Annotated in this window: 12 protein-coding genes and 1 pseudogene; 4 read left to right on the top strand and 9 right to left on the bottom strand. The window is 55.4% G+C overall.

Annotated elements, in window-relative coordinates; translation table 11 throughout:
• Positions 1–7: 7 nt before the first annotated feature.
• The 5 genes from JCM17844_RS04010 to JCM17844_RS03990 form a co-directional block, all read right to left on the bottom strand.
• Positions 8–955 carry an MlaD family protein gene (locus tag JCM17844_RS04010; protein ID WP_149999775.1) on the bottom strand — a complete coding sequence of 316 codons (948 nt, stop codon included), beginning with the start codon at positions 953–955 and terminating at the stop codon, positions 8–10.
• A gap of 84 nt (positions 956–1,039) precedes the next feature.
• Positions 1,040–1,855 (bottom strand): ABC transporter ATP-binding protein, encoded by an 816-nt coding sequence (locus JCM17844_RS04005; RefSeq protein ID WP_210431316.1) that lies wholly within the window; start codon positions 1,853–1,855, stop codon positions 1,040–1,042.
• A gap of 11 nt (positions 1,856–1,866) precedes the next feature.
• Positions 1,867–3,018, bottom strand: coding sequence for an MlaE family ABC transporter permease (locus JCM17844_RS04000; protein WP_210431315.1), 1,152 nt, complete (start codon positions 3,016–3,018; stop codon positions 1,867–1,869).
• A gap of 126 nt (positions 3,019–3,144) precedes the next feature.
• Positions 3,145–4,362 (bottom strand): acyl-CoA dehydrogenase family protein, encoded by a 1,218-nt coding sequence (locus tag JCM17844_RS03995; RefSeq protein WP_149999772.1) that lies wholly within the window; start codon positions 4,360–4,362, stop codon positions 3,145–3,147.
• Between the two features lie 179 nt (positions 4,363–4,541).
• Entirely contained in the window at positions 4,542–6,614 is a 2,073-nt protein-coding gene (locus JCM17844_RS03990; RefSeq protein WP_210431314.1) for a bifunctional 3-deoxy-7-phosphoheptulonate synthase/chorismate mutase, read from the bottom strand.
• Positions 6,615–6,947: 333 nt separating this feature from the next.
• Between JCM17844_RS03990 and pip the strand changes: the two genes are divergently transcribed.
• The 3 genes from pip (at position 6,948) to JCM17844_RS03975 (ending at position 9,397) form a co-directional block, all read left to right on the top strand.
• Entirely contained in the window at positions 6,948–7,910 is a 963-nt protein-coding gene (pip, locus tag JCM17844_RS03985; protein WP_149999771.1) for a prolyl aminopeptidase, read from the top strand.
• A 144-nt stretch (positions 7,911–8,054) separates the two neighbouring features.
• Positions 8,055–8,507, top strand: a complete 453-nt coding sequence (locus JCM17844_RS03980) for a copper chaperone PCu(A)C (protein WP_149999770.1) — start codon at positions 8,055–8,057, stop codon at positions 8,505–8,507.
• 107 nt (positions 8,508–8,614) lie between these two features.
• The gene (locus tag JCM17844_RS03975; RefSeq protein WP_149999769.1) at positions 8,615–9,397 is read left to right on the top strand and encodes a MipA/OmpV family protein; all 783 of its coding nucleotides are present in this window, start codon (positions 8,615–8,617) and stop codon (positions 9,395–9,397) included.
• 22 nt (positions 9,398–9,419) lie between these two features.
• Here the strand turns inward: JCM17844_RS03975 and JCM17844_RS16385 are convergent, their stop codons facing one another.
• Positions 9,420–10,244, bottom strand: a complete 825-nt coding sequence (locus JCM17844_RS16385) for an amidohydrolase (protein WP_210431313.1) — start codon at positions 10,242–10,244, stop codon at positions 9,420–9,422.
• Positions 10,244–10,929, bottom strand: a pseudogene (locus JCM17844_RS16380) (amidohydrolase family protein). The gene JCM17844_RS16385 and the pseudogene JCM17844_RS16380 overlap by 1 nt, the downstream one beginning before the upstream one ends.
• Between JCM17844_RS16380 and JCM17844_RS15805 the strand changes: the two are divergent.
• Positions 10,825–11,070 carry a hypothetical protein gene (locus JCM17844_RS15805; protein ID WP_235898919.1) on the top strand — a complete coding sequence of 82 codons (246 nt, stop codon included), beginning with the start codon at positions 10,825–10,827 and terminating at the stop codon, positions 11,068–11,070. The pseudogene JCM17844_RS16380 and the gene JCM17844_RS15805 sit on opposite strands and share 105 nt — an antisense overlap.
• 110 nt (positions 11,071–11,180) lie before the next feature.
• On the opposite strand, the gene JCM17844_RS03965 is transcribed toward JCM17844_RS15805, so the two are convergent.
• Both JCM17844_RS03965 and pspF read right to left on the bottom strand, forming a co-directional pair.
• Positions 11,181–11,435, bottom strand: coding sequence for a hypothetical protein (locus JCM17844_RS03965; RefSeq protein WP_149999768.1), 255 nt, complete (start codon positions 11,433–11,435; stop codon positions 11,181–11,183).
• Between the two features lie 60 nt (positions 11,436–11,495).
• A complete protein-coding gene (gene pspF / locus JCM17844_RS03960) occupies positions 11,496–12,536 on the bottom strand; it encodes a phage shock protein operon transcriptional activator (protein WP_149999767.1) in 1,041 nt (346 codons plus the stop codon).
• Between the last annotated feature and the right edge of the window lie 41 nt (positions 12,537–12,577).

Raw genomic sequence — 12,577 nt, 5'->3', positions numbered from 1 at the left:
TGGGTCATCAGTTTTTCTGCCCTTCAAACTCTGGTTGCTTGGAGCCAAACAGCGCCTCGATCGGTTTGTCTTCAAATTTCTGCGCAACCGTATCAAGCCGTTGAGTCAGGCGCCGCAGATCGCCAATCAGTCGCGCCACTTCCGGCAAGCCGGTATTCACAAAGCGCGATACCCCTTCGCGGTTATCGGACACCAGCCCCGTCAGTTCATCAGCCAAAGCATCGGCAGACCGGGCGGCCTCGGAGGCTTGTTCAAAGGTCTGGCGCACATCCGTGGTCATCACATCATTGGTGGTTGCAGCCAGGCTGGAAAAGGCTTTGGCGGTGTTCTGGAAATCAATGATGGCATCATCCAGATGCAGCAAAACCGCATTGATTTCCTCTGAACGGCCCGCAAGACTGCTCGATAGAATATCGATATTTTCCAAGATATTGGCCACCCGCTGCTGTGTGTCCGGCCCCAAAAGTTCCTTCACATTATTGACCGCCAGAATGGCTTCATTGATCAGATTGGGAGCCTCTTCGAACACCTGCTGGATGGGCGATCGTTCCGACGGGATTTCCCCCACACCCGCATCTTCAGAAATGGGAAGGGCACGGCCCCTTTGGCCGCCGGAAATCTGCACAAAGGCAATGCCGGTAAATCCTTGCAATTCCAAACGGGCCACGCTGCCTTCCAGAATCGGAACGTCATTTTCGATGCGCACCAAAACCCGCACCTTGGACGGATCTTCGGCAGGGATGGAAATATCCAGAACAGACCCCACAGGCACACCGTTCAGCCGCACCGCGCTTCCCTCGCTCAGCCCGGCAACCGATCCTTCGAAGAAAATCTCGTACCGCTTATATTGCTGATCCACATCCACCTTTGCCAGCCAGATCACAAAGGCGAAAAGGCCGCTGATAAGCAGCAGCATGAACGTGCCGATAAGCAGATGATGTGCGCGCGTTTCCATTCGGATCTTCTCTCGCTTAAAGGACAGTCATCGTTTCTACGGGTGCAACATCTGCCGCAAGGCCCCGCCCTGAATATAAAGTGGTCATTCCGCCCTGTGACGGGCTTTTTGCGCCGCCCGCGAGCGTGGCCCATGGAAATACTCTCGCACCCATGGGTGATCGAAGGCCAGCAATTCCTCGATCGTTCCTGTTATGATTACTTTTCTCTCGGCCAGAACAGCGATCCTGTCACAGCTTGTGAATAACGTGTCCATATCATGGGTAATCAAAAATACCGTCAGCCCCAAAGTGTCGCGCAGTTCCAAAATCATTTGGTCAAAAGCTGCGGCCCCAATGGGATCAAGGCCAGCCGTGGGTTCATCCAGAAACACCAGATCAGGATCAAGAGCCAAAGCCCGTGCAAGGCCCGCCCGGCGCTTCATGCCGCCAGATAATTCCGACGGATATTTCGGCCCCGCATGGGCAGGCAGCCCCACCATCGCAATTTTATAAGCCGCGATTTCATTCATCAACCGCGGCGACAAATCGAAATATTCCCGCAAGGGCACCTGCACATTTTGCGCAACCGTCAGCGAAGAGAAAAGCGCCCCTTCCTGAAAGAGAACGCCCCATTCACGGCGTGCTGCTTTTTTATCTTCATCGGAAAGCAGCGCCTGATCGCGCTCTGCCACCTCGATCTTGCCCGCATTGGGCTTATGCAGGCCGATGATCGACTGCAACAAAACCGATTTTCCGGTGCCCGATCCGCCAACAACGCCCAGAATTTCCCCGCGCCTTACATCCAGATCAAGATCGTGATGGACCACAAGGCTGCCAAACTGATTGTGCAGGCCGCGCACCTTGATCACACAGTCATCGGCGTGGTCTTGGGCCTTTTCGGCCCGATCCTTTATGATCATATCCTGAACCATCACCATCCAACCGATGTGAAGAACACAGCGAAAAACGCATCCAGCACAATCACCAGAAAAATCGATTCCACCACCGCTGCCGTGGTGTTCCGCCCCAGGGATTCTGCGGTTCCATGCACCGACAGCCCCTGAAAACACCCGCTTACCGAGATGACACCCGCAAAAAAGAACGATTTAATGAGACCGATATAAAGCTGGTTGAGCAAGCTCAGGTCCGACATACGGTTGAGAAATTGGGACGGGGTGATATCCAATGTGAACCAGGCCATCAAAGCCCCGCCGATCAGGCCCATTACATCGGAAAAAAAGGTCAAAAGCGGCAGAACAAGCGCAAGGGCCACAATGCGGGGCAAAACCAGAACATCAATGGGATTGATGCCCAATGCCTTCATGGCATCCACCTCTTCGCGCATCACCATCGAACCGATTTGCGCGGCAAAAGCACTGCCCGACCGCCCCGCAACAATCACCGAGGTGAGCAAAACACCCAATTCGCGCAACACACCGATGCTTACCAGATCCGCCACCAGAATTTCCGCGCCGAACTGGCGAAGCTGCACAGCCCCTTGATTGACGATCACCGCCCCGATCAAAAAGGAAATAAGCCCAACAATCGGCATGGACCGTAAGCCGACCACTTCCATTTGATAGACAAGCGGCGTCAGGCGAATACGCCGTGGATCAAGGATCGACCTGAAAAGCCGCCCGAAGACATTTCCCAAAAACGAAAGCAGCGCCCCGAAATTAACGATGATCGTTACAGTAGCGATCCCCACATCTTCGACCAGCTTCAGCAAAGCCGATTCACGGGGCGGCTCGATATCACAATAGGCATCGCTTTTGCAGACATGCTCGACAATGCGTTTTTGTTTATCATTGCCAAAGCGGAAAACAGTTTTCACCTGAACCGCATCAAGCTGAAGTTCCAGCCGATGCACCAGCCAAGCCCCCACCGTATCCAAGGCGGTGACCTGACACAGATCGATTTCCGCCCGGTTTTGCGCCATTGGCTGAACACGCGCGACAATATCTTCCAGCCGGGACGCCGTTTCAATCAACCAGGATCCACGGGCGATCAAACGCAAAACATCGCCATGGCCATCAATCTCAAGCCCCGGCTCTTCAATGGTTTTTTGTCCGACACCCGACACAAAGGCTCCCATTCTTATGATGCCCGGAATTTCCACACCGGCATGACAGCTTAGCTATTAATGCCGCGCTTTCCAAACGGATTGACGCCCCCGCGCCCAAGGCACGAAGGCGTTTGCTGCAAAGGCTTAATGATTAGCTCTGGTTTGTTCGCGCACTTCCTGTTTGGCGATCTGGTTGCGATGCACTTCATCGGGGCCATCGGCCAAGCGCAGCGTGCGGGCCTGCGCATAGGCATAAGCAAGGCCGAAATCATCCGATACACCGCCGCCGCCATGGGCCTGTATGGCCCAATCGATCACGTCGCACGCCATATTTGGGGCCGCCACTTTGATCATGGCGATTTCCTTTTTCGCCGCCTTATTGCCCACCGTATCCATCATCCACGCCGCTTTCAGGGTCAAAAGCCGGGCCGTATCGATGCGGATTCGCGCGTCAGCAATGCGTTCCGACCATACCGATTGACGCACCACCGGCGTGCCAAAGGCTTCACGCGCCGTCAGACGCTGGCACATTTTTTCAAGCGCCCGTTCCGCCAGCCCAATAAGCCGCATGCAGTGATGAATACGGCCCGGCCCCAAGCGGCCTTGGGCAATTTCAAAACCGCGTCCTTCGCCCAACAGCATATTCTCTTTGGGAACGCGCACATCGGTGAAGGTCATTTCCGCATGGCCGTGCGGCGCATCATCATAGCCAAACACCGGCAGCATCCGCGTCACCTTAACCCCCGGCGTATCCATGGGCACCAGAATCATCGATTGCTGGCGATAAATATCTTCATGATCGGGATCGGACTTGCCCATGAAGATCAGAACCTTACAGCGCGGGTCCCCGGCTCCTGATGTCCACCATTTGCGGCCATTGATCACATAATCATCGCCATCACGAACAATGCTGGATTGAATATTGCGGGCATCGGACGACGCCACATCCGGCTCTGTCATGGCAAAGGCCGACCGGATCTCGCCCGCCAATAAAGGTTTGAGCCAGCGTTCTTGCTGAGCCGGCGTGCCATAGCGCACCAACACTTCCATATTGCCCGTATCGGGGGCAGAGCAATTGAACACTTCCGACGCAAAGAAAGAACGGCCCATTTCTTCGGCCAAAGGCGCATAATCAAGATTGGACAGTCCGGCGCCTTGATCGCTGTCGGGCAAAAACAGATTCCAAAGCCCTTCCTTGCGCGCCTTGTCTTTCAGCTCCTCGATAATCGTCAGGGGTTGCCAACGGTCCCCCTTTGCCACTTCGGCGAACATATCCGCTTCAAAGGGATAATAATGGGTTTCCATAAAGGCGCGAACGCGGGCCAGCATGTCTTGGCAACGGGCGGAATAAGCAAAGTCCATGGTCGGCGCTCCTGATTGGGGCAAAATCGGTGTGGCCCATAGTATCGGGCCTTCCCGCTTTGAAATCCACCGCTTGCATCATTGCCCTGCCAATTCAGGAGGGAGCTGTCAGGCCGCAAATACTGAAAAGGGGCGGCAATATGCACCGCCCCTTCCCTGATATAGGACGCAGCAACCGATCAGGCCAAGTCTTCCATCATGTCTTCGAACATGGGGAAGGTGAGCGCCTGCGGGCCATCGGACAAAGCCTCTTCCGGCTTGGGATGGAATTCCACAATAATGCCATGTGCGCCCACGGCTTTTGCCGCCTTGGCCATGGGGATCACCATATCGCGCCGACCCACCGCATGGCTGGGATCGACAATCACCGGCAGGTGGCTCATTTGCTTCAACAAAGGAACAGCAGACAGATCCAGCGTGTTGCGGGTGGCAGGCTCGAAGGTGCGGATGCCGCGCTCGCACAAGATCACCTGCTTGTTGCCTTCGGACAGAATATATTCCGCCGCTTGCAACAATTCATCCAGCGAAGCCATCATGCCGCGTTTCAAAAGAACGGGACGATGGGTGCGGCCCACCAGCTTCAACAGCGGGAAATTCTGCATATTGCGCGCGCCGATCTGCAAAATATCCGACTGCTTGGCCACATCCACCACCTGATCGGTGGACAAAACCTCCGTCACGATGGGCAAGCCATGCCGGTCGCCCGCCTGTTTCAGAAGGTCCAGGCCCTCATAACCCATGCCCTGAAAGCTATAGGGATTGGTGCGCGGTTTGAAGCAACCGCCGCGCAGCATGGCCCCGCCATTGGCCCGCACATGTTCGGCGCAGGCCATCACCTGCTCCGGCGATTCCACAGAGCACGGCCCGGCGATCACTGTGAAGCCATCGCCGATGCTGGCAGACCCCACACGGATCACCGTATCATCGGGCTTGTGCTGGCGACTGGCCAGTTTCCACCCTTTTGGTGCAGGGGCTGCCGGGGACGTGTCGGATTTGGGTTGGGCCGGGATTTTTGCCCTAGCCTTGGCCTGCTCTTTGGCCTGCAATTTGCTTTCTTTGTTTTGCACATCACGCAAGGCATCGGGCGTCACTTCGGTGGGTGCCACATCTTCCGATGGATAGCATCCCAAAACCTTCAAGAACCGCGTGCGCCGCGCCAGATCGTCAAGGGCGGCCGCCACAGCCCCGTCGCGGACATTGCCCAGAATGTCGATATAGAACAGTTCCTCCCACGGATTGCCGTGCAAAGGCCGCGATTCCAGCTTCAACATATTGATACCGTGATCGCGGAACACCAAAAGCGCATCCACAAGAGCGCCGGGCTTTTGATCCACCGACAAAACCAGCGTGGTTTTCGCCGGAACGCTTTCAGGAACCGTTGCCGGAGTGCGGGCCACCACAATGAAGCGGGTGTGATTTTGCCGCTGATTGGCCAGATCGCTTTTGATGTCGTAAAGGCCCCACAAAGCCCCCGCTTCCCGTGAGGCAATGGCGGCTGCCGTGCCCCCTGCATCGGCGGCACGCTCCATGGCGTGGGACGTGGTTTCGCAATAAATAATTTCCACATCCCCAAGCCTAGCCAAGAAATGGCTGCATTGGGCATGCACCTGCGGATGCACAAACAAGGTCGTCACCTGATCGGGCTTCAAACCGGTATCGACCGCCAACAGGCTATGTTCGATCTTGTGCGTCACCTCCCCCACAATAGACAGACCCGTGTGCTGCAACAGGTCATACACATCGTTGATGCTGCCAGACGTGGTATTTTCGATGGGCAGAATGGCGCAGTCCGCCTCCCCTTCCTCGGCTTTTTTCAAGACCGCCTCAAAGGTATCACAGCCCAGTTCCACCAACTTTCCGGCGCGGCGGGCAAAATATTTCTGACAGGCCGCCTGACTGTAAGACCCGGACCCGCCAAGATAAGCCACCCGACGCAAGCTGGTCCCGTCTTCGGCATTTTCCCGCGCATGAAGGCTCGCTTGCTGCAACAGCACAGAATCTTCAATGATCCCTTGGAATAATTTGGTTACCAGATGCGCATCCAACCCCAATTCGCGGCCCCGACGGATCATCGACACCAGACTTTTGCGTTCGACCCCGGTATCGCGCACGGCCTGACCGCTTTTGAGCTTGTTTTCTGCCACATGAAGACTAAGGCTGCGTCGCTGGGCCAGAAGCTGCAAAAGCTGCTGATCCACGTCGGAAATTTTGCTCCTCGTCTCGTCCAGTTCTGTCGTTTTTGTCGCTGACATGGTCCTCACCTTGCATAAAAAAAGCCTCCCGGGGTTCCGGAAGGCCTGTCGCTTGGATTGATGCTGTGTGCAATTCAGCAGCCGAGCGCTATACGACCTCCCCGGTGGGGGACGTAAAATAGAACCCAAAATAATAAAAGCTGCGTTGCATAATCATGGGGCGACCATAAGTGCGCCTTACGCGCAATGTCAATAAAGAAATTACCAAAACTACGCAATATTTGTTTCCTTTGAAACCATTAGGGCTCACGAGAAATGGACTTGCATCCCCCGGATCAAGCCTGCAACAAAGAAAGAGAGACGCATTAGACAAGAGACAAGGCGTGATTTGATATGTCGGAACAAGGCGATACTCTGCGCAAACTCTATCCGCCACTTGCCAGTGAATTCTCTGATTATCTGGATGTGGGAGACGGGCATCAGCTCTATTACGAGTTGTCGGGAAACCCTGACGGGCGGCCTGTGGTGTTTTTGCATGGTGGCCCGGGAGGCGGCACATCGCCTGTACAACGCAGATTTTTCGATCCCAAGCGTTACCGCATCATTTTATTCGACCAGCGGGGCTGCGGCAGATCCAGGCCCTTTGCCAGCCTTGACGCCAATACCAGCCAGCATCTGGTAGCGGATATGGAGCGCCTGCGCCGCCATTTGAAAATAGATCGCTGGCATGTGTTTGGCGGGTCATGGGGCAGCACTTTGGCGCTGCTTTATGCCCAAAGCTATCCCGAACGGGTCACGGCGCTTATTTTGCGCGGTATTTTCCTGATGCGGCAGCGGGAACTGGACTGGTTTTATAAAAGCGGCACCAACGCCCTTTTCCCCAGCGAATGGCAGGATTTTCTGGCCCCTATCCCCCTGGAAGAACGGGGGGATATCATCGAAGCCTATTATCGCCGCCTAACAGGGCCCAATGAAGCGGAGCGAATTCAGGCCGCCAAGGCATGGAGCCGGTGGGAAAGCAGTTGCGTGACTCTGGTTCCCGATGAACAACAGATCCGGCAAAGCGATAACGCCCAGTTCGCCTTGGCTTTTGCACGCATAGAATGTCACTATTTCAAGCATCGCGGGTTTCTGGAACATGATGATCAAATTCTGCGCCACGCAGACCGCTTGCGCCACATTCCCACAATTCTGGTGCAAGGGCGCTATGATGCCATTTGCCCGCCAATATCCGCATGGGAGCTAAAACGCGCCCTGCCCGATGCCACTTTGCGGCTTGTCCCCGTGGCAGGGCATTCGGCCTTTGAACCCGCCATCGTGCATGAATTGGTCACGGCAACGGACCGGTTGGCCTGACCGTGCGTCCGCCGTTTTTCATACCGTCTCTTTAAAGAAAGCGCCCGATAGTGCCGTTCAAAACAAAAGCGGTATTGCGCTAGACAGGCAAGTGCGACACTCTCTTGGTGGCTGCAACCTTGTTAGAATTTAAAGGGCTTCATTATGTTTCGCCGATTGTCTTTAGCCATTTTCATGCTTACTGCCGGTCTTGCAAGTGCAAGCTGCGGATCCCCATCGGGTGAGCTTCTGGTTGAAAATGCGTGGGCACGGGAAACACCGGAAGGGGCGCCCAACGGGGCCATTTATCTCACCATTCGCAACAATACCGGCAGCGATGACCAATTGATCTCTGCCGCATCCTCTCTGGCCCGGCATGTGGGGCTTCACACCAGTGGCGAAGAAGACGGCATGATGCGCATGCGTCCCATCGACAGCGTTGCCATTGCCTCTGGCAGCACCGCGCAATTAAAACCCGCGGGCGATCATATCATGCTGATGGGGCTGGAAAAACGGCTGGAAGCGGGAACCCGGATACCACTCACATTGCAGTTTGAAATCGCCGGAGAAAAAACCATCGACGTTCGCGTTATCGGCATGACCGACAGTCCGGATTGATCTGCCTTAATCGTATAAATCCTGCCATTATACTGCCAGATCGACCTGCCTTTATCACGGGAACGGATGAAAGATATTTAAATAGAATATTGAGCGTGGAGACCTTTATGCCCTTCCGCTATCTCGCCTTTTTTATACTGGTTTGTGTCGCGTCTCCGGCCCGGGCGCAATGGTTCATCCCCGGCGATCCGGAAGATTGGAACGCGCAAATCGGCCTTGGCGCTGCCGTGCGCCCCGATTTTCCCGGAGCCGCATCCCTTGTTGCTTCGCCCGTTCCCTATTTCGATATCACCTATAAGAAGCAATTTTTTCTCAATACCGGCCGTGGCCTTGGCACGTTTCTATATGGCGACAAGAACGGACGCCTGAAATATATGCTCGGCGCCAGCATCGGTCCCAGCTTCGACACACGGGGAAGCAAGGATGTCCCCGGCCTGCCAAAAGTGGGCGTTACCGCATCGGGCCAAGCCTTTGGCGAGATATTCTTTGATCGCTGGTCGGTGGAATTGACCGTCCACAAGGATATGATCGGCAAGGGGCATGAAGGCCTGCGCGCTGATCTTGGTCTTAATTACACCCAGCGGATCGATGGCAAACGCGGCTTGTTGCGCGTCGGGCCGCAGGTGCAATTTGGCTCCGGCGATTTCATGGACAGCTTTTTCAGCGTAACATCGGAGCAAAGCCCCGCCGCGAACCTTCCCACATTCAATGCCAAAGCGGGGGCCGCCCGGCTGGGTGGACAAGCCTTCCTGAGCTACCCCATTGCCGAGCACTGGAATGTGGTGTCTGCGGCCACCTATTACCGGCTCGTCAATGATGCAGCCGACAGCCCTGTCACCCGCGACAAAAACCAGCTCAGCCTGTTTCTGGCGCTCGCTTACCGGTTCTAGGCGGGCCAGAGATTACGGAACATTACATCCCTGCGCGATAGACAATCTCACCATCGATGATGGTCAAAACCGCATGGGTTTGGGGAATATCCGCAACGGGAACGCGCATGATATCTTTTGAAAAGGCGCTGAAATCGGCGCGTTTGCCCACTGTGATACTGCCAATTTCATCTTCTTGGAATGAGGCAACAGCAGGCCAAAGGGTAAACATCTTCAGCGCTGTCATGCGGTCCACCGCCTGTTCAGGGTGCCAGCCTTGGGCCGAAAATCCATTCAGGTCCATGCGCCCTACGGCAGCATAAAATTCGATCATCGGATCACCGCGTTCAACCGGCGCGTCAGAACCCGCAACGATCATCGTGCCCTTATCAAGCAGCGTTTTCCACGCATAGGCCCCCACAAGCCGTTCCTGGCCCAAACGGAAGGGAGCAAAATGCAGATCGCCAATGGCATGGCTGGGCTGCATAGAGGCAATCACCCCCATTTCGGCAAAGCGGTCCATATCATCGGGGTCAAGAATCTGGGCATGTTCAATACGCCAGCGGGGATTTTCCACGCCCCGGTCTGCCGCATCCACAGCATCAAACGCGTCTTTGTACCAATCCAGCAGCATCTGATTGGCTTTATCGCCAATGGCATGGGTGTTTATCTGGATGCCGGCTTTCAAGGCCCGTTCCAAAAAGGCCGAAGTTTCTGCCCTTTTCATCATCAAAAGACCGCTGGTTGGCGCATCCGCATAAGGGTCGAGCAAAGCCGCACCGCGCGATCCCAAGGCTCCATCCATATAAAGCTTCACCGCCCGCGTCTGGATACGGCCATTTTCCGACAAGCTTGGCCCCGAAGCCATCAAGGTCGCGGCCCCCTCTTGATCAATGGAATTATAAACCTGAGCGTAATCTGCCCTTCATCGGACAACCGTTCTAGCAAGGGCACATCTGCGGGCAAAACCGACATATTGTGCAAGCCGGTCCAGCCATAGCTGCGATACACCTTATCGGCCTTTTCATAGACCGCCACACGATCCACAGATTGATCCTGATCATCCCCTGTCAGCACCAGATTCATCGCGGTATCGATCAGCATGCCCGTAGGAACGCCTGTTTCATCCTTTAGAATATCGCCACCAAAGGGGGGCGTGCTGTCCGCCGTAATACCTGACTGGGCCAAAACATTGGAGGAGGCCACCGCCGCATGACCATCGGCACGCACCAGAATAATCCGGTGATCTCTAGACACCGCATCCAGATCGGATCGGGTGGGAAACCGCCCTTCGGGCCAGTGGGTTTCAATCCAGCCGCGCCCCACCACCAACGCGCCCGGCGCCACCGTTTCCAGATGCTTGCCCAAGCGGTCCTGCAAGTCTGCGATCGAGCAACGCCTTCCAGATTCAGGGTCATCTCGCGCATGCCAATGCCATAAAGATGTGCATGGGAATCGGTAAAGCCGGGGAAAAGTGCCGCACCGTCAAGATCGATCCGCGTGATATCGGTGCGCCCTTCGGCTTGCGCTTGCGCCTCGGCCAAGGCGCCCACATAGCGGATAATACCATCGTCCACCAGCACCGCTTCAGCCATCGGGGCGGCATCATTGGCGGTATAAATGGGGCCGCCATGGATCAGCAAGCCGTCTGCCTGCGCTGCCTGCAGCCCGGCCACAGACAACGCCACAGATAGACCCGCCGTTTTCACCGCCTGCACTGTCAGAAATCGACACATGATCCGTCCCCTTTGCCCTTATAAACACCGCCACATGGTGCCTGTTTTCACGAATATAGCAAGGCGGCTTATTTCAGATCGAAATCGAAAGGCTCCCGGCGCTTTTTAAAAAAGCGCATGAACAGCTTGGCCAGTGCCACCACAAAAAAAGCCGCCAGCGCAATGCCAAAGATAAACAGCATCATACCGTAGACAATGGTTTCGGCCTGCGTGACATCGCTGGCCCCGTAGCGCACATAAAGCCGCCATGCCGCAAAGCTAAGCGCCAAGGCCCCGGCGATCAAAGCCAGGCGAAAAAGCGGAAAAGGAGGCTGTGTTTTCATGGAGTTCCCTTGTTCATAACCCGCCCGCTGGGCTTTTATCCCTAACAGGGCCGCACAGCATTATAACAAACCATATTTTTTTGCAGCATGGCGGAACTGATCATAGCTCAGCCCCAGCATTTTTGCGGTTTCGCGTTGATTGAATTTACAAGTTTCATAGGCCCGTTCCAGCAAATCCCGCTCATAATTTTCCATGTGCGCGCGAAAATCATAAGGCAAGGACGGGGAAAGGGGCCCGTCCGCAGGGCGAATGATCGTCTGCTTTTCTTCTTTCTTTGCAAAAGGGGCGCTCTCTTTATCTGCATTATCTTTCGCTAATGGGCGATAAGGCGAGGCAAAGGGGTCGAAATCCACCACCTCCACCGCATCATCGGGACGGGCCCAGCGATAAACGGCGCGCTCCACCACATTTTTCAGTTCCCGCACATTGCCCGGCCACTGCCAATTGCAAAGCTGCTCCATGGCTTGGGGAGAAAATCCGGCAAACGACGCCCATCCCAGTTCATGGGCCATCGCCCGGGCAAAATGATCCACCAAAAGCGGAATATCGTCGCGCCGCGCCCGTAAAGGCGGCACCGTCAACACATCAAAGGCCAAACGATCCAACAAATCGGCACGGAAGCGATCCTGATCGGCAAGGCTCGGCAGATCCACATTGGTGGCCCCGATGATCCGCACATCCACTGTCAGGCTATCATTGCCCCCCAGTCGTTCAAACTGGCCATATTCAATAATGCGCAGCAATTTTTCCTGTGCCGCCTGAGACAAAGTGGCAATCTCGTCCAGAAACAGGCTGCCTTTGTCCGCTTGCTCGAACCGGCCTGCCCGGCGGCGCACCGCTCCTGTAAAGGCGCCCGGCTCTACCCCGAACAATTCGCTGTCAATCAAGGATTCAGGCAAGGCCGCGCAATTGAGTTTGACAAAATTCTGCCCCCAGCGCCGCGACAGAAAATGAAGCCGCGCGGCAATCAGCTCCTTACCGGTGCCGCGTTCTCCGATCACCAGAACCGGACGATCCAGCGGGGCCAATTGGCTCACCTGATCCATCAGATCCAGAAAAACCGGATCGCTGCCCAGAATATTGATATCCGCTGGAGACATAATGCAAATTATTCGTAATTTTTGCCACTATTTGTGAATTT

The organism is Iodidimonas gelatinilytica (assembly GCF_008579125.1).
GTDB classification, from domain to species: Bacteria; Pseudomonadota; Alphaproteobacteria; order Sphingomonadales; family Rhodothalassiaceae; genus Iodidimonas; species Iodidimonas muriae.
This window is presented reverse-complemented; position numbering and strand designations above follow the sequence as displayed.